The following is a 21,634-nucleotide window of genomic DNA, read 5'->3' as shown; positions in this document are numbered from 1 at the left end:
TACAGGGAGTGAGCGCTACTGAGGCTGTGCTGGCTTACGCACTACCGCACGCAACAACTCGGTCGGCGGTGTTTCGCAGCTGATCTTGCGACCCAGTTTCTCTTCAATCGCAGGCAGTTGATAAGAGTCATCTTCACCGGCGAAGCTGATCGAAACACCTGCTGCACCCGCCCGGCCTGTACGGCCAATGCGGTGTACGTAGTCATCCGGCACTTCCGGCAGGGTGAAGTTGATCACATGACTGATACCGTCGATATGAATCCCGCGACCGGCGACATCGGTGGCAACCAGTACGCGAATCTTGCCTTCGCGGAAGCCTTCCAGCGTTTTGATGCGTTTGTGTTGTGGCACATCACCTGACAACTGCGCGGCGTTCACGCCATCACGTACCAGGCGTTCTTCGATGCGACGCACTTCGTCCTTGCGGTTGGCAAATACCATGACGCGTTCCCAGCCGTTGTCGGTGACCAGGTTGTAGAGCAACTTGTATTTATCGGCACCGGCGACGGCGTAGATATGCTGCTCAACGTTTTCGCTGGCGACCTGCTCGGCTTCGATTTCAACGATGGCCGGTTCGGTTGTCCATTGTTTGGCGAGGTTCATCACGTCTTCAGTGAACGTGGCGGAGAACAGCAGGGTCTGGCGTTCGCCCTTGTGCGGCGTCTGGCGAATGATCGAGCGCACCTGTGGGATGAAGCCCATGTCGAGCATGCGGTCGGCTTCGTCGAGGACCATCACTTCGACCATGTCCAGATGCACTTCGCCGCGCTGGTTGAAGTCCAGCAAACGGCCAGGAGTGGCGACCAGAATGTCGCAATGGCGCGCTTCGAGCTGCTTGAGCTGTTTGTCGAAGTCCATCCCGCCTACAAACGTCATGACGTTCAGGTCGGTGTACTTGGTCAGGTCAGCAGCGTCCTTGGCGATCTGCACCACCAGCTCCCGGGTCGGGGCGATGATCAGTGCGCGAGGTTCGCCCATATAGCGCTCTTTGGGCGGCGGTGTCTGAGTCAACTGCGAGATGATCGAGATAAGGAACGCGGCGGTTTTACCGGTACCGGTCTGGGCGCGGCCGATGGCGTCTTGCCCTTTGAGCGTGAAACCCAGTACCTGTGCCTGAATCGGCGTGCAGTAAGGGAAACCGAGGTCTTGAATCGCGTGCATCAATTCTGGGGCGAGGGCGAAATCGTGAAAGCGGGTTTTGCCTTCCTGAGGTTCGACGACGAAATCTTCGAGTTTCCAGGGAATAACGACCGGCTTGGGCGCACGTTCGCGACGTGGGCGCTCGGGTTTGGGGGTGGCGACGACGGCAAGGTCTGCCGTTTCAGCCAGTGCACTCGGCTCTTTATCGTCTGCACGGGGTTGGGCAGGTGCCTTGGCTGCAGCGCTGCGATCCCTTGAGTGGCCTTCAGTCTTGCTTTGCGGCGCAGGGGAAGGAGTAACAGGGCCAGCAGCGAGCGGCTCAGCCTCGCTTTTACCGAACATCTTTTTAAGTGCTTTGAGCACGGTCATCTCATCAGTTGGTTAAGGAATGTACGCCCAGCAGTGTAAAGCAAGAATCGGGCGCGGCGTAGTGTCATGCCAAACGGGCTACATATGCCCAAATTTGTGGGGCCGGCTTTAACCGGGAGGGCGGAGTCTCTGACCAGGCAGGCCCTGCGTCTCACCAACAACCTGGCTCTTATAAAACAACAAATAACTATCTGATTTTGAATGCTTTTTACTATACGAGCGCGCTTGCCCGCGATAGCGTCAGCATAGGCGATAGATTCATCGACTGATGGACCGGATCGCGGGCAAGCGCGCTCCTACAGGTCCCGTTTGCCGTGAGGCAGCGTGCCGCTCCCGGGGATTTGCGCCCTACAAGCTCCCAATCAGATGAGCTTGTCGATCAGCCAGGCACGAATGTCAGAAATCTCCTGCGGTAACACTTGGTGTTCCATTGGGTATTCCTGCCATGTGACGGTTACGCCTTGAGCCTTCAAACACTCATAAGCGGCCAGCCCCATGGATTTCTGGACCACGTTGTCGAATGTGCCATGCAAGCAGCACACCGGAATGCGTTTCTGACTATCCGAAAGCTGTAATTGATCGCCAAATGTCGGTGCGTAAGTGGAGAGGGCAAGTACCCCGCCCAATGGACCCTGCCAGCGCTTGAAAGCGGTATGCAGCACCACCGCGCCACCTTGGGAGAACCCTGCGAGGAAGATCCGCGCCGGGTCGATTCCGCTGTTGCGTTGGCCTTCTATGAGGTCCAGAACGGTCTGCGCAGAAACCTCCAGTTGGTCGTGATCGATAGCGCGGGCGGGGCTCATGGCCCTGATGTCGTACCAGCTCGGCATCTCATAGCCGCCGTTGATCGTCACGGCCTGGGTCGGTGCCTGAGGCAGGATGAAGCGGGTAGTCAGCAGCGATTCCTGAAGTGCTTCAGCGACCGGCATGAAGTCATAACGATCTGCGCCAAGGCCATGCAGCCAGATAACGCATGCGTCTGGAGTGTTAACAGGTTCGAGAATCAGAGGGTTGGTCATGAGTGCTCTATCCGGGTGCGCTCGCTCTTTTGCAGTGCGTTAATGCGGTGCGCGAGTTGTTAAAAATGAAAGAAGATGTCGCAAGGTTACAAGTTTTTCTCTTGACCTGTCGCTAATTCGACATCGCCACCATGCTGGTACGGCGTTTGCTATGAAAAACCGGGGAGTGAAGCGCTTACCTCGTTCGGTAACACTATTGTGCTATTACCGATACTCAACGGGGGCAAGCACGGAGTCCATGCATCAGGATTCACGGCACGGTTCATCCTGTACCGGATTGGTTCAGGAACATCATGGGGCTTGAATCCTGTAGGCCGTCTAAGATCATGAGGCGAGCGATGAGATGACCTCACGCTCGGCTCATGAACTGGCCTGAAAGTCGGATGACCCAAAAATAAGCCAGCACGGGTCGTCAATGCCTCACAAGGGTGCGACGGGATTGAAGCGCCTAAACAACAAAGAGCAAAACTGGAGGTTTGAATGAAGATGTTGAAATCCACCCTGGCTGTAGTAGCCGCCGCAGCAGCACTCGGCGTGAGCAGTTTTGCTCAGGCAGGCGCAACACTGGACGCCATTCAGAAGAAAGGCTTTGTACAGTGCGGCGTCAGCGATGGCCTGCCAGGTTTCTCCGTTCCTGATGCTACCGGCAAGATCACCGGTATCGACGCCGACGTCTGCCGCGCTGTTGCTGCTGCCGTTTTCGGTGACGCCACCAAAGTAAAATTCAGCCAGCTGAACGCCAAAGAGCGTTTCACCGCGCTGCAATCGGGCGAGATCGACATTCTGTCGCGTAACACCACCTGGACCAGCTCCCGCGATTCGGGCATGGGTCTGGTTTTCGCCGGTGTGACTTACTACGACGGCATCGGCTTCCTGGTAAACAACAAGCTGGGCGTCAAAAGCGCCAAGGAACTGGATGGCGCAACCATCTGTATCCAGGCTGGTACTACCACCGAACTTAACGTTTCCGACTACTTCCGTTCGAACGGTCTGAAATACACCCCGATCACTTTCGACACCTCTGACGAAAGCGCCAAGTCCCTGGAAGGCGGCCGTTGCGACGTACTGACTTCCGACCAGTCGCAGCTGTACGCACAGCGCAGCAAACTGGCCAGCCCGGCTGACTACGTGGTTCTGCCAGAAGTGATCTCGAAAGAGCCACTGGGCCCAGTCGTACGTAAAGGCGACGAAGAGTGGTTCTCCATTGTGAAATGGACCCTGTTCGCAATGCTCAACGCCGAAGAAGCCAAAGTGACTTCGAAAAACGTTGAAGCTGAAGCCAAGTCCACCAAGAACCCTGACGTTGCCCGTATGTTGGGTGCTGATGGCGCTTACGGTGCCGACCTGAAACTGCCGAAAGACTGGGTAGTGCAGATCGTCAAACAAGTCGGTAACTACGGCGAAGTGTTTGAACGCAACCTGGGCGAATCGACCCCGCTGAAAATCAAGCGCGGCCAGAACGCTCTGTGGAATGCCGGCGGCATCCAGTACGCTCCACCAATTCGTTGATTGACCCGACGCCCGACAGCCTTCACCGGCTGTCGGGCGTCGTTTTGTTTCATTTTTCCTGGGGCACTTCATGGAAAAGCAAATCGTCGCACCCAAGCAAAAGCTCTCCTTGAGCGACCCAAAAGTGCGCGCGTGGTTATTTCAGATCATTACCGTACTGGCGGTGGTCTCGTTGGGCTGGTTCATGTTCGACAACACCCAGACCAACCTCCAGCACCGTGGTATTACCTCGGGTTTTGGATTTCTTGAACGCAGTGCCGGGTTTGGCATTGCGCAGCATTTGATCGATTACACGGAAGCGGACAGCTATGCCCGGGTGTTTGTCATCGGCTTGCTTAATACGCTGCTGGTGTCGGTCATCGGTATTTTCCTGGCCACGATCCTGGGCTTCATCATCGGCGTTGCACGCTTGTCACCGAACTGGATGATCAGCAAGCTGGCAACTGTCTACGTGGAAGTCTTCCGTAACATCCCGCCGTTGCTGCAGATCCTGTTCTGGTACACCGCTGTGTTCCTGACCCTGCCGGGTCCGAGACAAGCACACGGTTACTTCGATATGTTCTTTATCAGCAGCCGCGGTTTGAACATGCCGAGCGCTGTGGCTGCCGAGGGTGCCTGGCCATTCGTGACCAGCATCATCGTGGCTATCGTCGCTATCGTGGCGATGACCCGTTGGGCCAACAAGCGCTTTGAAGCCACCGGCGAGCCGTTCCACAAGTTCTGGGCTGGTCTGGCGCTGTTTCTGGGTATTCCGGCTCTGAGCATGCTGATTTTCGGTGCTCCGGTGCATTGGGAAGTGCCAGAACTCAAAGGCTTCAACTTTGTTGGCGGCTGGGTACTGATTCCTGAACTGATCTCCCTGACCCTGGCCCTGACGGTCTACACCGCAGCGTTTATCGCGGAAATCGTGCGTTCGGGTATCAAGTCGGTCAGCCACGGTCAGACGGAAGCAGCTCGCTCCCTGGGTCTGCGCCCTGGGCCGACCCTACGCAAGGTCATCATCCCGCAGGCACTGCGTGTGATCATCCCGCCATTGACCAGCCAATACCTGAACCTGGCGAAGAACTCCTCGCTGGCGGCCGCTATTGGTTACCCGGAAATGGTTTCTTTGTTTGCCGGTACCGTGCTTAACCAGACCGGTCAGGCCATCGAAGTTATTGCCATCACCATGAGCGTGTACCTGGCGATCAGTATCAGCATTTCCCTGCTGATGAACTGGTACAACAAGCGCATTGCGCTGATCGAGCGGTGAGGAAACGCGCATGACTACTCATACTTTCAAACCTGACATGCCACCACCGGGCAAAGTATTCGGCCCGGTAGCGTGGATGCGGCAGAACCTGTTCTCCAGCTGGATCAACACGCTGCTGACCTTGTTCTCGCTGTACCTGATTTACCTGGTTGTTCCGCCGATCCTCAGTTGGGCTTTGCTGGACGCCAACTGGATCGGTACCACACGGGCTGACTGCACCAAGGACGGCGCGTGCTGGGTGTTTATCCAACAGCGCTTCGGCCAGTTCATGTACGGCTACTTCCCGAACGAGCTGCGCTGGAGGGTAGACCTGACTGCCATTCTGGCAATCATCGGTGCGGCACCGCTGTTTATCTCGAAGTTTCCGCGTAAGGCGATTTACGCCATCGGCTTCCTGATTGTTTACCCGATTGTTGCTTTCTACCTGCTGAGCGGCGGCGCGTTTGGTCTGACCCACGTGGCCACCAGCCAGTGGGGCGGCCTGATGCTGACGCTGGTGATCGCCACTGTCGGTATCGCCGGTGCGTTGCCTCTGGGTATTTTGCTGGCCCTGGGTCGTCGTTCCAACATGCCTGCCGTGCGCGTGGTGTGTGTGACGTTCATCGAGTTCTGGCGCGGCGTGCCGTTGATCACCGTGCTGTTCATGTCGTCGGTGATGTTGCCGCTGTTCATGCCGGAAGGAATGAACTTCGACAAGCTGCTGCGGGCGTTGATTGGCGTGATCCTGTTCCAGTCGGCCTACATCGCTGAAGTGGTTCGGGGTGGCATGCAGGCAATCCCTAAAGGTCAGTACGAAGCTGCCGCGGCCATGGGCCTCGGTTACTGGCGCAGCATGGGCCTGGTGATTCTGCCGCAGGCGTTGAAGATGGTTATTCCCGGCATCGTCAACACCTTCATTGCCCTGTTCAAAGACACCAGTCTGGTGATCATTATCGGCCTGTTCGACCTGCTCAACAGCGTTAAACAAGCCACCGCCGACCCGTCGTGGTTGGGTATGGCCACCGAGGGCTATGTCTTCGCAGCCCTGGTGTTCTGGATCTTCTGTTTCGGTATGTCCCGCTATTCCATGCACTTGGAACGTAAGCTGGACACAGGCCACAAGCGTTAGGAGTTTTGACATGAGTGAAGTTATCACCAAGCCTCTGGGCGCCGAAGGCATGATCCGGATGGAGGGCGTCCACAAGTGGTACGGCCAGTTCCACGTGCTCAAGGACATCAATCTGAACGTCCGTCAGGGCGAGCGTATCGTGTTGTGCGGCCCTTCGGGCTCGGGCAAATCCACGACCATTCGTTGCCTGAACCGTCTGGAAGAGCACCAGCAGGGCAAGATCATCGTCGATGGCACCGAACTGACCTCGGACCTGAAGCAGATCGAAACCATCCGCCGCGAAGTCGGCATGGTGTTCCAGCACTTCAACCTGTTCCCGCATCTGACCATTCTGCAGAACTGCACACTGGCCCCGATGTGGGTCCGCAAGATGCCGAAGAAAAAGGCCGAAGAAATCGCCATGCACTACCTGGAGCGCGTACGCATTCCGGAGCAGGCGCATAAATTCCCGGGCCAGCTTTCCGGCGGTCAGCAACAGCGTGTGGCGATTGCCCGTGCCCTGTGCATGAAGCCGAAAATCATGCTGTTCGACGAGCCGACCTCGGCACTCGACCCGGAAATGGTGAAAGAGGTTCTGGACACCATGGTAGGCCTGGCAGAAGAAGGCATGACCATGCTCTGCGTAACCCACGAAATGGGCTTCGCCCGCACCGTGGCCAACCGCGTGATCTTCATGGACAAAGGCGAAATCGTCGAACAGGCTGCGCCGAACGACTTCTTCGACAATCCACAGAGTGACCGTACGCGTCTTTTCCTGAGCCAGATCCTGCATTGATTGGTTGAGTGATGGACTGAGAAACCCGGACGTTGAGTTCGGGTTTTTTTATGGATGGCAGGGAAGGCTGGAATTGCTGTTCAACGGGTAGGAGCTAACTTGTTCGCGAGGCGGTTTGTCTGGTAGCACTGACCTCAGAGGTTTTCACCGATCTCTTCAGCCGTCTTATCGGTCTGGTACTTTGTTTTAGACATAGAGTCATGTCTTCTTTTTTCTCATCCAGGACCTGACGCTATTTTCACCAGGGAGCGCATAAGCGTGTGCCAATATCATAAACAGCGACAGCCATCCCATAGGCTCTCGCTCGTATACTCCCAGGAATGGCAAAGCTCCCTTGTCGATGAATCGCCAGTGTAAATAAGTCAAAAATATACTGTATATAACTGCGCCCACTGATGTTGCCTGAGTATGGTCTTTTCCACTGAAGGAAAATTTTGCCCATAATGCGGGTAAGTAGAATAGCAGGCAACCAATCACGAAAAGTATGTTAAATATAAAATCATTCATTGTTTTAATTGTTCATTACGTTTAGGTGCTTGCTTCTCCAGTTTTTCGATATATCTACAATTTGCGTCCATGTTTTCTATGGTGAATACGTACGAACCAAATACCAAGCGCGACACAAATGGGGTAGGTGACGTACCCAACTAGCCTCCACTGCTGGGGTTCCAGTTTTATTAGCTCTAAAAGAATATAGTTAAAGACTACTGTGTAAAAACCTGCACCGCATAAGACAAAAATTGATAGCCTTAAAAAATAAAATATTCGATCTATGTCTATGGTTAGAGATCTTTTGGTTCCGTCTAGTGCTTTATAGAATACATGCGTGCTTTTTGGGTACTCATCTGGCTTGCGAAGGCTTGCCATCATGTACCCGTATGCTAGCGCGATGATGAATGAGAATAAGTCGATGAAAGGAGCATCTTTGATGTTGGTTAGTGGTATGTTTCCTGTTCTGGAAATGCCGATGTGTATGATCATAAACGCTACGTTGTAGGTGAAAAACATACGATATGAGGTAATGGTGAAGTCGATGCGGGATGAGGCGCGCTTCGCCCAAATTGAAGGTAGGAAGAGGAGGGAGCTGATAACGAAAAAGATAATGTATAAAATGAGTTCAATCATTTTTTTGCTCTAGGCTGTCGTGAATGCCTTTAGATGTGTAAATACCGCTCGCAGCATCAAACCCGAGAACCCACTTTGATGTGAATCTGTAAGCGCTCGCATAGTCGGTGTCTATATAATTAAATAGCTTCCAGGCATCTGGTTTTAGTGTGTTTCTGAATGCGCCGAATAATGAGGTCCCGATGTCAATCACTCCATAAGTAACGTCGCCTGCTGTTTTTCCGTAACCCTTACCTTCAGATACCTTGCGGTATACCATTCTAGTTGCGCCCACTGTGTCGGACCTGCCTTCCCATAAGTTAACTGTGTTCTCGTGGATGTTGTTCATACCGTGCGCAATCATGAACGCACCTCCCACGCATGCGGCTCCACCTGATGCAGTACATATTGCGACTCCACCTGCGAACTGAAACCCTCCAGCGACTAGGCCTACAGATTGAGAGAGGACTGTCCATTGATGGCTTGTCAGTAATGTATGTTTATCTCTGAATGCCTTTAATGCTTCCAGAATGCTTTTTTTGCCACCCTCAACATCTCGAACAATACCCTGCGTGTAATAAGAAACTTCCCTATTAAATTGCAGCCGCAACATACCGTCTTGAATATGCTGCATGCTCAACGTGCAAGCGTGATTCGTCAGCGCTACAGCCGCCTGCTTAAGCTGCTTATTCTCGGAAGTGTTCGATTTGGGTTCTGCCATCAGGACTCGCCCCAATAGCTATAACCACTGGTCCCTGCGGCGTGGTGGGTCCAGCTGATGTCGCCGTAGCGGATGGCGAGTTGTTCGAGGGGTTCGGCGTCGTTATCGAGGGTGACGTGAGGCGTCTGGACAATCAGATTTTCGATGACGGCTTCCGTGATCTCGACGGTGTAGAACTTCTCCTGACTGCCATTGGGTGTGGTGCGATAGAAATCGATCTTGCAGGTAATGGATTCCCGTTGCGCCAAGGCTTGGGCCAATAAAGGCGAGGACTTGTCGATGTTCTTGGTAATGACGACGGGCATGTGCGTGGCGCGGTCGATGTTCGCGACGTTGGCCATCTGGTGCGTGTAGGACAGCACCATGATTTCGTTCAGGTGTGCTTCCTGGCATTTATTACCCATGGACTCCGGGGTCGAACAGCCTGCGGAGATATCGCCCTGTTCCTTGCCCTTGATGGTCATGTAGATGGGGTGAGCCATGGAGTGATCGCCTGAAATAAATGGGCGATCAGTTTATGGATGGGAGATTCAGGGTTATGTAGGGCGTTTCTGTGATTGTTGAAGGGCTTTGCGCGATTGTGGATTCTTGTAGGAGCTGCCGAAGGCTGCGAAAGGGTTGTTTCAGGCAGACCGCGATCGCAGCCTTCGGCAGCTCCTACAAGGGATTCTCGTTATTGAGCAGGGATTTCTCCACCGTCCCACGGGCCATATCAATCAAGTGCACCACCGAAAACACCAGGTCACGTTTGTTGCCACTCAGTTGGTCGGCGGATTCATAGGCAATCGAAAGGGGGCGGCTGTGCAGCAGGTTAGTAGACCGGACAATAGGAAAACCGGCGCACCCGAAGGTGCCCTGCGCACAGCCACCGTAAAGGTGAACACCTGTGCGCCTATTGGTCCGGGCTACTAAACCCGATCGCTGATGTGCAGCGACGGAGGCAGCCTGGTGAGACGGATTTGCAGGCGCAAGCGAGGGACAAGTTTCTCGGAAAGGTCTGGCAGGGGGAAGGGATCAGGTCTGGCAAATGTGTTGCGGCAAGTGGCTTCAGGGCAGAAGCAGGGCTGATGATGTTTCCAGTGGCGCGCAAATCTGTGGGAGCTGGGCTTGGTCTGGGCGGCATTCCGACGATGAACGATAACTCATTGTAAGGCTTGACACCTTATCGCCCATATCGCGGGCAAGCCTCGCTCCCACAGGTTCTCTGTTTAGCGCTCCATAGTGCTGTGTCAGAGACATCTCACAGGAGATCGCATTTCAGTTCAGGGCTGTATTCAATCCGAGCGAAACTTGTATTCGTTGCTGTTCTCCAACACGATGCACCTTTTTGGCGCTCTGCGCCGCTTCACTACCTGCCCTGAGAAAACAATGACGACCAAGGCGCCATCGGCGAGCTCTACCCCACAACATCCTTCTTCTGTAATTGATCGGCCGTGGCTGTTGCTGCTCGGGCTGGTGCTGGTGGCGCTTAACCTGCGTCCGGCGCTGGCGAGTATGGCACCGCTGCTCAGCAGTGTTTCCAGCAGCCTGGGGCTCTCATCCGCTTCGGCGGGGCTGCTGACCACTCTGCCGGTGTTGTGTCTTGGGTTGTTCGCGCCGCTGGCCCCGCGATTGGCGCGGCGCTTTGGCAGTGAGCAGGTGGTGTTGGGGATTTTACTGACCCTGGCCGCCGGTATCTTGTTGCGTAGCCTGTTCGGTGAGGTCGGGTTGTTTGCGGGCAGTGTTCTGGCTGGCGCGAGCATCGGTGTGATTGGCGTGCTGCTGCCGGGTATCGTTAAACGCGACTTCCCCAAACAGGCCGGTACGATGACCGGCGTCTACACCATGGCCTTGTGTCTGGGCGCAGCCTTGGCGGCTGGTTCGACGGTACCGCTGACTCAATATTTCGGCGATGACTGGACCATCGGCCTGGGCTTCTGGATGATTCCAGCATTGTTGGCGGCACTCATCTGGTGGCCCCAGGCACGGCAAAAGCACGATGTGAATCAAGTGACTTATCGCGTGCGTGGCCTGTTGCGCGATCGCCTGGCCTGGCAAGTCACCCTTTACATGGGGCTGCAGTCTTCGCTGGCTTATATCGTGTTTGGCTGGTTGCCTTCGGTGTTGATCGGCCGGGGCATGAGCCCGACGGATGCGGGGTTAATGATGTCCGGGTCGATCATGGTCCAGTTGATCAGCGCATTGACCGCGCCTTGGCTGGCGACTCGCGGCAAGGATCAACGCCTGGGCGTGCTGGTGGTCATGTCCATGTCGCTGGCCGGATTATTTGGGTGTTTGTATGCGCCCATCGATAGCCTGTGGGGCTGGGCTATTTTGCTGGGGTTGGGGCAGGGTGGTGCCTTCAGTATCGCGTTGACGCTGATCGTGCTGCGGTCCAGGGACTCCCATGTTGCGTCGAACCTGTCGGGCATGGTCCAGGGCATTGGTTATACCATCGCTTCCATTGGCCCCTTTGCCGTAGGCGTCGTGCATGACGTTACCGGTGGTTGGGATTCCATCGGCTGGATCTTCGCGGTGCTCGGCTTGTCGGCGATCATTGCGGGGCTTGGTGCCGGACGAGCGCTTTATGTGCAGGTGAGTAGCGAAAAAGTCTGACTCCAGGCATTTGTCTCGCTTATGCCCATGGCAAAACCAGCGATTGCCGCTTATCGTGCAGGCACCTTTTGCTCCAACGGACCTGCATGCATGAGCGACGAAGACAAACGCCTGATCAATAACGCGCTGATTACCCGCTTTTACGAGGCCTTCAATCGCCTGGATGCCGAGGCGATGGCTGCGTGTTACACCGATGACGTGCTGTTCAGCGATCCAGTCTTTGGCGAGTTGCGCGGCCAGCAGGCTTGCGACATGTGGCGCATGCTTACCTCGCGGGCCAAGGACTTTTCCCTGACCTTCGATAGCGTCCGCGCTGATGAACGCAGCGGCGCAGCGCACTGGATTGCCACGTATCTGTTTAGTCAGACCGGCAACACCGTGGTCAACGACATTCAGGCGCGCTTCGTGTTTCGCGACGGCAAGATCGCGGAGCATCACGATCAATTCGACCTGTGGCGCTGGTCTCGACAGGCCTTGGGCACCAAAGGCGTGTTGCTCGGCTGGACGCCGTTTGTACAGAACGCTATCCGCGCTCAGGCGCAGAAGGGCCTGAAGGCGTTTCAGGCCGGACGTTAAGCCTCTGATAGAATCGCGGCTTTCGCACCATTTGATCTGTTGCCATGCCTGAAGCCTTGTCCTCATCCGTCAACGAGACACCCGAACCAGCGGTCAGCAAACCTTGGTTCGTGTACTTGGTGCGCGCTGAAAACGGCTCGTTGTACTGCGGCATCAGCGACGATCCGCAGCGCCGTTTTGCGGCCCATCAGAGTGGCAAAGGTGCACGCTACTTTTATTCCAGCCCGGCGGTGGCACTTGTTTATGTTGAGCAGTGTGTGAGCAAGGGGGAGGCGTTGCGCCAGGAGCGGTTGATCAAGAAATTGAGGAAGAGTGCGAAGGAGTGTCTGGCGGCGGGGTATTGCACCACGCTGCCCCGCGTTAAATAGCGGACCTCTATGCTGGGCTGCGAACACAATTCCCGTGGGAGCGAATTCATTCGCGAAGAGGCCGGTACATCCGCAGCTTATGCATCGTGTGGAATATCGCTTTCGCGAATGAATTCGCTCCCACTGGGTTCTGTATTCTTTCAGGCACACCTCGCTCTTGTACGCTTTGTCGGAGGTTACGACGGCGAAGATGTCGGTTTGTCTGGCGCGCCGCCATTCGCAGCCTTCGGCAGCTCCAGAACACTGTGTTTCGATCAATCGCTGTGATGATTTGCCATCATTGTTGTCGGGTAGGCTCGCTGCCTGTACCCGGTTAAGCTGCTGACTTACCTACCGTTGGAAAGCCAGCCATGACCGACATCATCCTGCACCATTACCCCACCTCGCTGTTCGCTGAAAAAGCCCGTCTGATGCTGGGGTTCAAAGGCCTGTCCTGGCGCTCCGTCACTGTCCCTTCGATCATGCCAAAACCCGATCTGACGGCGCTGACCGGTGGTTATCGCAAAACTCCGGTGCTACAGATCGGCGCTGATATCTACTGCGACACGGCATTGATGGCCCGTCGTCTGGAACAGGAAAAAGCCTCGCCTGCGTTTTTCCCGGAAGGTCAGGAGTTCACGGTCGCCAGCTTTGCAGCGTGGGCCGACTCAGTAATGTTCATGCACGCCGTGAGCCTGGTGTTCCAGCCTGAGTCGCTGGCGGTACGTTTCGCCAAAGTGCCGCCTGAAGGAGTGAAAGCCTTCGTCGCTGATCGCGCTGCGTTGTTCCAGGGCGGCAGTGCAACTCGTTTGCCCGTCGAGCAGGCCAAACACCAATGGCCAACGCTGATGTCCCGGCTGGAGCAGCAACTTGATCGCAATGGCGACTTCCTGTTTGGCGCACCTTCGATTGCCGACTTCTCTGTTGCCCATACCCTGTGGTTCCTCAAGCAAACCCCTGTGACTGCGCCGTTTGTCGATGATTACCCTGAAGTGGCGGCCTGGCTGGCTCGGGTTCTGGGCTTCGGTCATGGCGCGCCAAGCGAGTTGAGCCCGGCTGAGGCGGTTGAGATCGCTTTGAACGCGACGCCTGCTGCGTTGCCGGATGAGCAGTTTGTTGATCTCAATGGCTTCAAGGCCGGTGATCAAGTGTCCATTTCAGCTGTTGATTACGGCGTGGATCCGGTTGAAGGCGAGCTAGTCTTCAGTGGTCGCGAAGAGTTAATCCTTCGCCGTGAAGAAGAGCGGGCGGGTGTGGTGCAAGTGCACTTTCCGCGGTTTGGATTTCGAATCGAGAAGGGCTGAGAGAGCCAGCTGTGAATCTACCTGTGGGAGCGAATTCATTCGGGAAGGCGGTGCTTCAGTCGATACAAGGTTGTGGATGTACCGGCCCCTTCGCGAATAAATTCGCTCCCACAGGAAGTGAGCTAGCAGGCCAATGTAGAGTCCCACAGGGTGTTGTCTAGCCTTGGAGCTCCGCGATCACTTCAAGGCTGCCAATATAGCTTCTTCGCTGAAGCCCCTGATGATGGTGCCATTCACATCTATCAACGGGATGCCACGGCCACCCAGCGCTTCATAAGCCTTGCGGCCTTCGTTTGACTTCTCGATGTCGTACTCCTTGTACGGAATTCCCTTGCTGTCGAGAAAACGTCGGGTCTGTTTGCAATAGCCGCACCACTCGGTCGCGTACATCACCACCCGGGCTTGCGCCTGGGTCTGCGCAGGGATGGCGTCCGAGGGGTTGAAGAAGTGCTCGATCTTGCCCCAGTTCTGATAAATCACTACGACCAGCATGATCAGAGCGAACTTCTTAAGGGTGCGTAGCAACATGCTCGTTTGTCCTCAGCGGCGCTTGAGCTGATCAGTCAGTTGCGTTGGCAGACCTTTGATGATCAACGTACCGGCGGCTTCGTCGTATTCGATCTTGTCGCCCAGCAGGTGCGCTTCAAAGCTGATCGACAGGCCTTCTGCGCGGCCGGTGAAGCGGCGGAACTGGTTGAGGGTGCGCTTATCCGCAGGGATCTCTGGCGACAGGCCGTAGTCCTTGTTGCGGATGTGATCGTAGAACGCGCGTGGGCGCTCTTCGTCGATCAGGCCGGAGAGTTCTTCCAGGCCCATGGGCTCACCCATTTTGCTCTGGCTGCTGGCGTAGTCGACCAGGGTCTTGGTTTTCTCCCGGGCGGAATCTTCCGGCAGGTCCTCGCTTTCGACGAAGTCGCTGAAGGCCTTGAGCAGGGTGCGGGTTTCGCCAGGGCCGTCGACGCCTTCCTGGCAACCGATGAAGTCGCGGAAGTATTCCGAGACCTTCTTGCCGTTCTTGCCCTTGATGAACGAGATGTACTGCTTGGACATCTTGTTGTTCTGCCATTCGGACACGTTGATCCGCGCCGCAAGGTGCAGTTGACCAAGGTCCAGATGGCGGGACGGGGTCACGTCGAGGGTTTCGCTCACGGCCACGCCTTCGCTGTGGTGCAGCAGGGCGATGACCAGATAATCCGTCATGCCTTGTTGATAGTGAGCAAACAGCACGTGGCCGCCGACGGACAGGTTGGATTCTTCCATCAACTTTTGCAGGTGCTCTACTGCGACCCGGCTGAATGCCGTGAAATCTTTGCCGCCGTCCATGTACTCCTTCAGCCAGCCGCTGAACGGATGCGCACCAGACTCGGCGTGGAAGAATCCCCAAGCCTTGCCCTGTTTGGCGTTATAGCTTTCGTTGAGGTCGGCCAGCATGTTCTCGATGGCTTGAGACTCAGCGAGTTCGGAGTCGCGTGCGTGGAGAACTGCGGGCGTGCCGTCGGGTTTCTTGTCGATCAGGTGGACGATGCAATGACGGATCGGCATGGGTTTCTCGGCTGGTTGTGAGCGGAATACTGACGAGCGGCGCTGCTCGATTTACGGCACGCAGTGTAACGCACCCGAGACGTGAAACGAGGCTGAACCCCTTGGTTTTAGCTCTCATGAGGTGTCCGAACCGCTTTTTTTCGGTTCAAACGGGAGAAACCTGTCCAAACGGGTAGGTTAGTGCGGATATTTGCTCGGCTCTGTGCTAGTTTTGCCCCGTCTTGCGCAGCATAGCGCGCCAAGCACCGCAGTTTGTGTGCGTTTGGGCCGAACCAATGCCCGGTTTCAGTATCTACACTTCGCGATTAATCGTGGCTGCTACTGGAGGGTCGGGTTCATGATCCGGCTCCAGGCCGACGCTGCACTCTGCAATCCAAATGAATTTGATAGGGAAGGAACACCACCATGGCTCTGACTAAAGACCAATTGATCGCCGATATCGCAGAAGCTATCGACGCGCCAAAAACCACCGCGCGTAATGCTCTTGAGCAATTGGGCCAAATTGTTGCCGACCAACTGGAAAACGGCGCTGAAATCACTCTGCCGGGCATCGGCAAACTGAAAGTAGCCGAGCGTCCAGCTCGCACTGGCCGCAACCCTTCGACTGGCGCTGCCATCGAAATCGCTGCCAAGAAAGTCATCAAGTTCGTACCAGCTAAAGTGCTGAACGACTCGATCAACAAGTAAGCACACGCTTGCTGTTGAAAAAGCCGTGCACCGGTTAACCGGGCACGGCTTTTTTGTGGGTCACATTTGCCAATGTTGGAATGCATTCCTATGGGAGATGCCCCGGTGTCCCTGACACCACGCTGTCGCTAAGCAAACGGATGACCCTGTAGGAGCCAACTTGTTGGCGAGACGTCGGACCCGCATCGTCAGAAATTCCGCTTCGCCAACAAGTTAGCTCCTACAGGGGATTGCGTTACAGCAGGCTCAGTTTCTTTACACCCAGCGCTCCAGCCGCCACGCTTCCTGTTTGGCCTTGTCATGAAAGGTCCACGCCACGAAGCGGCTTTGCTTCTGGCCCTGGCCCATCTCGATCACCTGGCTTTCAAACACTCCTGCTTTTTTCAGTGTGCTTTGAATCATTGGCAGGTTGGACGCCTTTGAAACCAGGGTGCTGAACCACAACACCTGTTTAGCTGATTGGGTGCTTTCTTTGATCAGTTGAGTGACGAAGCCGATTTCGCCGCCCTCACACCACAACTCCTGCGACTGACCGCCGAAGTTGAGTACCGGAAGTTTTCGTTTCGGGTCCGCCTTGCCTAACGCCCGCCATTTACGCTGGCTGCCGCGCTGTGCTTCCTCCAGAGACGAGTGGAAGGGCGGGTTGCAGAGGCTCACGTCGAAGCGTTCATCGTCGCTCAGCAGGCCCAGCAGGATCTGATTGCGATTGGTTTGCTGACGCAGGCTGATGGCTTTGCTCAGGTTGTTGGACTTGATGATCGCGGTGGCAGCTGCAACGGCGGTGGTGTCGATTTCCGAGCCCAGGAACTGCCAGCCATAGTCGCTATGACCGATCAGTGGATAGACGCAGTTGGCGCCTGTGCCGACGTCCAGTGCCTTGATCGAGGCGCCACGCGGGATGACGCCTTCGTTGCGCTCAGCCAGCAGGTCCGCGAGGAAGTGCAGATAGTCGGCGCGGCCCGGAATCGGCGGGCACAGATAGTCGGCCGGGATATCCCAGTGGGCGATGCCGTAAAACGACTTGAGCAGCGCCCGGTTGAACACGCGTACAGCGGACGGGTTGGCGAAGTCGATGCTTTCCTTGCCATACGGATTGGTGATCAAAAACTGCCCCAGCTCCGGGCTGCTTTTGATCAGCTTGGGAAAATCGTAATGGCCTTGATGGCGATTGCGTGGGTGCAAAGTAGCTTTTTCACGGGGCTCGGCAGGTTTGCCTGGCTGCGCCGGTTTGTGCTTTTTGCGGGGTGGTTTTGGCTTGTCTGGAGTAGTCATGACCAATTCAATTCTGGAGAGAGCACAAAACCCTGTAGGAGTGACCGGGGTGGCGCTCCTACAGGGTTCGTTGTTGTCGGCCAGCCTTGGGGAAGGCTGGCTGACTGTTTTATTTACAAGCTCGCAATCCGCGCATGCTGCTCAGCCAGCTTGCCCAAGGCCTGTTCGGCCTCGGCCATCTTCGCGCGTTCCTTGGCGATGACCTCAGGCGGTGCCTTGTCAACGAAGGCAGCGTTGGACAGCTTGCCGCCCACCCGTTGCACTTCGCCTTGCAGGCGCAGGATTTCCTTGTCCAGACGCGCCAGCTCGGCGTCTTTGTCGATCAGACCTGCCATTGGCACCAGCACTTCCATTTCACCCACCAGACCGGTAGCCGACAGCGGTGCTTCTGCGCCTGCTTCCAGTACGGTGATGGATTCCAGCTTGGCCAGTTTCTTCAGCAGGTAATCGTTCTCCTGCAGGCGACGCAGGTCTTCGGCGTTGACGTTCTTGAGGAACAGTTGCAACGGCTTGCCCGGACCGATGTTCATTTCGCCACGGATGTTACGGGTGGCGAGCATCAGGCCCTTGAGCCATTCGATGTCGTCTTCGGCGGCTTGATCGATGCGCGCTTCATTGGCCACTGGCCAAGGCTGCAGCATGATGGTTTTGCCTTCTGCACCGGCCAGCGGCGCGAGGCGCTGCCAGATTTCTTCGGTGATGAACGGCATGAACGGATGCGCCAGACGCAGCGCAACTTCCAGCACGCGAACCAGCGTACGGCGGGTGCCGCGCTGACGTTCAACCGGGGCATTCTCGTCCCACAGCACCGGCTTGGACAGTTCCAGATACCAGTCGCAATACTGGTTCCAGATGAACTCGTACAGCGCCTGAGCCGCGAGGTCGAAACGGAATTGATCCAGTTGACGGGTTACTTCGGCTTCGGTGCGCTGCAATTGCGAGATGATCCAGCGATCAGCCAGGGACAGTTCGACTTCTTCGCCGTTCTGGCCACAGTCTTCGCCTTTGTCCAGCACGTAGCGTGCGGCGTTCCAGATCTTGTTGCAGAAGTTGCGATAGCCCTCAACGCGGCCCATGTCGAACTTGATGTCGCGACCGGTAGACGCCAGCGAGCAGAAGGTGAAGCGCAGGGCGTCGGTGCCGTAGCTGGCGATACCGTCAGCGAACTCGTCGCGAGTCTGCTTTTCAATTTTCTTCGCCAGTTTCGGCTGCATCATGCCGGAGGTGCGTTTCTGCACCAGGTCTTCCAGCTCGATGCCGTCGATGATGTCCAGCGGGTCGAGGACGTTGCCCTTGGACTTGGACATCTTCTGGCCCTGACCATCGCGTACCAGGCCGTGCACATAAACGGTTTTGAACGGCACTTGCGGCGTGCCGTCTTCGTCTTTCACCAGATGCATGGTGAGCATGATCATCCGGGCAACCCAGAAGAAAATGATGTCGAAGCCAGTAACCAGTACGTCGGTGGAGTGGAAGGTTTCCAGCGCTTTGGTCTTTTCCGGCCAGCCGAGGGTAGAGAAGGTCCACAAGCCCGAACTGAACCAGGTGTCGAGTACGTCGTTGTCCTGTTGCAGCGCAACGTCGGGGCCCAGGTTGTTCTTGGCACGTACTTCGGCTTCATCGCGACCGACGTACACCTTGCCGGACTCGTCGTACCAGGCCGGGATGCGGTGGCCCCACCAGAGTTGACGGCTGATGCACCAGTCCTGGATATCACGCATCCACGAGAAGTACATGTTTTCGTATTGCTTGGGCACGAAGGCGATGCGGCCGTCTTCAACTGCAGCGATAGCCGGTTCAGCCAAAGGCTTGGTAGACACGTACCACTGGTCAGTCAGCCACGGCTCGATGATGGTGCCGGAGCGGTCGCCTTTCGGGACTTTCAGGGCGTGATCGTCGACGCTGACCAGCAGGCCGGCGGCGTCGAATGCCGCAACGATCTGCTTGCGCGCTTCGAAACGGTCAAGACCTGCGTATTCGGCGGGCAGGGTACCGTCTACGGTTTCGTTCAGGGTGCCGTCGAGGTTGAACACCTGAGCGGCGGCCAGCACGCTGGCGTTCTTGTCGAAGATATTCAGCAGCGGCAGGTTGTGGCGCTTGCCGACTTCGTAGTCGTTGAAATCGTGGGCCGGGGTGATTTTCACGCAGCCGGTGCCGAATTCCGGGTCGCAGTATTCATCCGCAATGATCGGGATGCGGCGGCCAACCAGCGGCAGCTCAACGAACTTGCCGATCAGCGCTTTGTAACGCTCGTCTTCCGGGTTAACGGCGACGGCGGCATCACCGAGCATGGTTTCCGGGCGAGTCGTGGCAACGATCAGGTAATCCAGACCGTCAGCGGTTTTCGCGCCGTCAGCCAGTGGATAACGCAGGTTCCACAGGAAGCCTTTCTCGTCGTGGTTTTCCACTTCCAGGTCGGAAATAGCGGTGTGCAGTTTGGTGTCCCAGTTGACCAGACGCTTGCCGCGGTAGATCAGACCATCTTCATGCAGACGTACGAAAGCTTCTTTAACCGCGTCCGACAGGCCGTCGTCCATGGTGAAGCGCTCACGGCTCCAGTCAACGGACGAGCCCAGGCGGCGGATCTGACGGCTGATGTTGCCGCCGGACTGATCTTTCCATTCCCAGATTTTCTCCAGGAATTTATCGCGGCCCAGATCGTGACGGTTCAGGCCTTGCGCTTCGATCTGACGCTCTACCAGCATTTGCGTGGCGATACCGGCGTGGTCGGTGCCCGGTTGCCATAGGGTGTTGCGACCCTGCATGCGGCGGAAACGGATCAAGGCATCCATGATCGCGTTATTGAAACCATGGCCCATGTGCAGGCTGCCGGTGACGTTCGGCGGCGGGATCATGATGGTGTACGAGTCACCCGCGCCTTGTGGGGCGAAGTAATTCTCGGATTCCCAGGTTTGATACCAGGAAGTTTCAATAGCGTGCGGCTGGTAGGTCTTGTCCATGCGCGGCGGGAACCTATTGCTGTAATTCAGGAAAGCCGACAAGTATAGCGGGGATGAACGGCTGGGCGTAGAGCGGGGCGATGATGGGTGCCGCAAAATTGGGTTATGTGTGAATCAGATACTGAAATTTCGACTGTTAAGGCTTTTTTCGCGAATGAATTCGCTCCCACACAGACTGTGTGAAAACCCTCAGACAAAAACAAACTGCGCGCGCTCACGTGAAATCTTTAAAAGTTTGTGTGGGTCACAGACCTCAAACTCACGTAGGAGCGCGGTTTTTTGAGCGTTTTTTAGCCAGCTAATTGGCTCGTGAGGTTTTCACACAGCCTGCACAGGTAACTGCGGTGAGCCCTGTGGGAGCGAATTCATTCGCGAATGCGTCAGTCCAGGCACCGCCGTGGTTATTTAATTCTGATACTGGCTCAGCAGCCGTTCCATCCGCGCTTCAAGACGGCGTTTGATTTCGGTCTCGATATGCGGCGCGAAGTCGTCGATGACGTCTTGCATGATCAGTTGGGCAGCGGCGCGCAGCTCAGAGTCCAGATGCAACAGAGCATCTTCTTTTGATCTTGCTTGCGCCGGAGCAACAGTCGCTGGCGGCTCGACAGGTTGTGCAACAGGCTCAGGTGTCAGGGTTAGGATATCGGCCTCATCTTCATCGCCGAAATCCAGTTCCTGGTGCAGTGCCGGTTTTGCGCCCACCACATCGAACAGCAAAGGGATCTGCCCTTCGCCATGAGTGGGCGGTTGCTGTGAATCATCGCCGAGCAGTTGGCGGATCGACTCGAGGTCGTCCAGCAAATGGGCGGAGTTTTTCAGAGGGTTTGAATTATCCATCGTGTGCTCAAAGCCGCTGTAGTCGGTGATCTTGCAGAGGATAGCCCTGTTCACGATAGAAACGAAAACTCTCTCGTGCGGCCAGTCGTATGGCGGGGTCTTCCACCACTATTTCCGCCACTCGGGCGAAACGTTTGAAAAAATCGGGGATGCGCAGGTCCAGATTGACCAGCAGATCCTGATGTTGCCCCGGGTCTTCTCCCAGGCCCAGCACCACTGGCGCGACCTGATCGTCTTCAGCGTCACCGTGGGGAATAAAAGTTTCGCCTTTGAAACGCCATAACCGGGCATCCAGATCTTCACGCTGCGCGGCATCGCTGCAATGCAGGTAAATCCGATGGCCCATGCGCCAGGCTTTCTCCGTGAGCTTGCAGGCGAAGTCCAGACGTGCCGAAGGATCGGGGCTGGGGAGAATGTAGAAATCGACTTGTGTCATGTAAGGTTCCAGGTCGCGGGGCACTTGTCTCTGAACAACCAAAATGCAGTTTACCGAGTTGAAATGCATTTTTTGTAGGAG

19 protein-coding genes and 1 pseudogene are annotated in these 21,634 nt (G+C 56.1%); 9 read left to right on the top strand and 11 right to left on the bottom strand.

Going from position 1 to position 21,634, the window contains the following annotated elements:
- Nucleotides 1-15 precede the first annotated feature (15 nt).
- Both rhlB and RX972_RS20475 read right to left on the bottom strand, forming a co-directional pair.
- Nucleotides 16-1,296: pseudogene (gene rhlB / locus RX972_RS20480) on the bottom strand (ATP-dependent RNA helicase RhlB); the annotation flags it as partial.
- 575 nt (nucleotides 1,297-1,871) lie between these two features.
- Entirely contained in the window at nucleotides 1,872-2,528 is a 657-nt protein-coding gene (locus RX972_RS20475) for an alpha/beta hydrolase (RefSeq protein ID WP_316877953.1), read from the bottom strand.
- A gap of 480 nt (nucleotides 2,529-3,008) precedes the next feature.
- On the opposite strand from RX972_RS20475, the gene RX972_RS20470 reads away from it, so the two are divergent.
- From RX972_RS20470 to RX972_RS20455, 4 genes are all read left to right on the top strand, one after another.
- Nucleotides 3,009-4,037 (top strand): amino acid ABC transporter substrate-binding protein, encoded by a 1,029-nt coding sequence (locus RX972_RS20470; protein ID WP_027900709.1) that lies wholly within the window; start codon nucleotides 3,009-3,011, stop codon nucleotides 4,035-4,037.
- Between the two features lie 70 nt (nucleotides 4,038-4,107).
- Nucleotides 4,108-5,289 carry an amino acid ABC transporter permease gene (locus RX972_RS20465; protein ID WP_027900710.1) on the top strand — a complete coding sequence of 394 codons (1,182 nt, stop codon included), beginning with the start codon at nucleotides 4,108-4,110 and terminating at the stop codon, nucleotides 5,287-5,289.
- A 10-nt stretch (nucleotides 5,290-5,299) separates the two neighbouring features.
- On the top strand, nucleotides 5,300-6,397 hold the full coding sequence (locus RX972_RS20460) for an amino acid ABC transporter permease (protein WP_316877950.1): 1,098 nt from the start codon (nucleotides 5,300-5,302) through the stop codon (nucleotides 6,395-6,397).
- A 10-nt stretch (nucleotides 6,398-6,407) separates the two neighbouring features.
- A complete protein-coding gene (locus tag RX972_RS20455; RefSeq protein WP_027900712.1) occupies nucleotides 6,408-7,172 on the top strand; it encodes an amino acid ABC transporter ATP-binding protein in 765 nt (254 codons plus the stop codon).
- A gap of 1,117 nt (nucleotides 7,173-8,289) precedes the next feature.
- Here RX972_RS20455 and RX972_RS20450 read toward each other — a convergent pair.
- From RX972_RS20450 to RX972_RS29585, 3 genes are all read right to left on the bottom strand, one after another.
- Entirely contained in the window at nucleotides 8,290-8,997 is a 708-nt protein-coding gene (locus tag RX972_RS20450) for a DUF4225 domain-containing protein (RefSeq protein ID WP_316877947.1), read from the bottom strand.
- Nucleotides 8,997-9,479 carry an Hcp family type VI secretion system effector gene (locus RX972_RS20445; RefSeq protein WP_316877945.1) on the bottom strand — a complete coding sequence of 161 codons (483 nt, stop codon included), beginning with the start codon at nucleotides 9,477-9,479 and terminating at the stop codon, nucleotides 8,997-8,999. The genes RX972_RS20450 and RX972_RS20445 overlap by 1 nt, the downstream gene beginning before the upstream one ends.
- A 175-nt stretch (nucleotides 9,480-9,654) precedes the next feature.
- Nucleotides 9,655-9,783: a DUF6124 family protein gene (locus tag RX972_RS29585; RefSeq protein WP_410478248.1), complete on the bottom strand. Its 129-nt coding sequence runs from the start codon at nucleotides 9,781-9,783 to the stop codon at nucleotides 9,655-9,657.
- A gap of 582 nt (nucleotides 9,784-10,365) precedes the next feature.
- Here RX972_RS29585 and RX972_RS20440 point away from each other — a divergent pair.
- From RX972_RS20440 to RX972_RS20425, 4 genes are all read left to right on the top strand, one after another.
- Nucleotides 10,366-11,592 carry a CynX/NimT family MFS transporter gene (locus RX972_RS20440; protein ID WP_316877943.1) on the top strand — a complete coding sequence of 409 codons (1,227 nt, stop codon included), beginning with the start codon at nucleotides 10,366-10,368 and terminating at the stop codon, nucleotides 11,590-11,592.
- A gap of 90 nt (nucleotides 11,593-11,682) precedes the next feature.
- A complete protein-coding gene (locus tag RX972_RS20435; RefSeq protein ID WP_316877941.1) occupies nucleotides 11,683-12,168 on the top strand; it encodes a nuclear transport factor 2 family protein in 486 nt (161 codons plus the stop codon).
- Between the two features lie 44 nt (nucleotides 12,169-12,212).
- Nucleotides 12,213-12,536 carry a GIY-YIG nuclease family protein gene (locus tag RX972_RS20430; protein WP_231675428.1) on the top strand — a complete coding sequence of 108 codons (324 nt, stop codon included), beginning with the start codon at nucleotides 12,213-12,215 and terminating at the stop codon, nucleotides 12,534-12,536.
- Nucleotides 12,537-12,886: 350 nt separating this feature from the next.
- On the top strand, nucleotides 12,887-13,819 hold the full coding sequence (locus RX972_RS20425; RefSeq protein ID WP_316877938.1) for a glutathione S-transferase family protein: 933 nt from the start codon (nucleotides 12,887-12,889) through the stop codon (nucleotides 13,817-13,819).
- A gap of 177 nt (nucleotides 13,820-13,996) precedes the next feature.
- On the opposite strand, the gene RX972_RS20420 is transcribed toward RX972_RS20425, so the two are convergent.
- Together RX972_RS20420 and yejK are read right to left on the bottom strand one after the other, a co-directional pair.
- On the bottom strand, nucleotides 13,997-14,347 hold the full coding sequence (locus RX972_RS20420; protein WP_316877936.1) for a glutaredoxin family protein: 351 nt from the start codon (nucleotides 14,345-14,347) through the stop codon (nucleotides 13,997-13,999).
- Nucleotides 14,348-14,359: 12 nt separating this feature from the next.
- Nucleotides 14,360-15,361: a nucleoid-associated protein YejK gene (gene yejK, locus RX972_RS20415; protein WP_027900722.1), complete on the bottom strand. Its 1,002-nt coding sequence runs from the start codon at nucleotides 15,359-15,361 to the stop codon at nucleotides 14,360-14,362.
- Nucleotides 15,362-15,766: 405 nt separating this feature from the next.
- Between yejK and RX972_RS20410 the strand changes: the two genes are divergently transcribed.
- Complete coding sequence (locus RX972_RS20410; protein WP_027900723.1) at nucleotides 15,767-16,048, top strand: HU family DNA-binding protein; 282 nt, start codon at nucleotides 15,767-15,769, stop codon at nucleotides 16,046-16,048.
- 255 nt (nucleotides 16,049-16,303) lie between these two features.
- On the opposite strand, the gene rlmF is transcribed toward RX972_RS20410, so the two are convergent.
- The 4 genes from rlmF to RX972_RS20390 all read right to left on the bottom strand — a co-directional run bounded on the left by rlmF (nucleotide 16,304) and on the right by RX972_RS20390 (nucleotide 21,553).
- Nucleotides 16,304-17,320: a 23S rRNA (adenine(1618)-N(6))-methyltransferase RlmF gene (gene rlmF, locus RX972_RS20405; RefSeq protein ID WP_316877932.1), complete on the bottom strand. Its 1,017-nt coding sequence runs from the start codon at nucleotides 17,318-17,320 to the stop codon at nucleotides 16,304-16,306.
- A 113-nt stretch (nucleotides 17,321-17,433) separates the two neighbouring features.
- Nucleotides 17,434-20,280, bottom strand: a complete 2,847-nt coding sequence (locus tag RX972_RS20400) for a valine--tRNA ligase (RefSeq protein WP_316877930.1) — start codon at nucleotides 20,278-20,280, stop codon at nucleotides 17,434-17,436.
- Between the two features lie 405 nt (nucleotides 20,281-20,685).
- The gene (locus RX972_RS20395; protein ID WP_316877928.1) at nucleotides 20,686-21,117 is read right to left on the bottom strand and encodes a DNA polymerase III subunit chi; all 432 of its coding nucleotides are present in this window, start codon (nucleotides 21,115-21,117) and stop codon (nucleotides 20,686-20,688) included.
- Nucleotides 21,118-21,124: 7 nt separating this feature from the next.
- On the bottom strand, nucleotides 21,125-21,553 hold the full coding sequence (locus RX972_RS20390; protein ID WP_095101346.1) for a DNA polymerase III subunit chi: 429 nt from the start codon (nucleotides 21,551-21,553) through the stop codon (nucleotides 21,125-21,127).
- Between the last annotated feature and the right edge of the window lie 81 nt (nucleotides 21,554-21,634).

Source organism: Pseudomonas syringae group sp. J309-1 (assembly GCF_032582135.1).
Lineage (GTDB): Bacteria > Pseudomonadota > Gammaproteobacteria > Pseudomonadales > Pseudomonadaceae > Aquipseudomonas > Aquipseudomonas quasicaspiana.
This window is presented reverse-complemented; position numbering and strand designations above follow the sequence as displayed.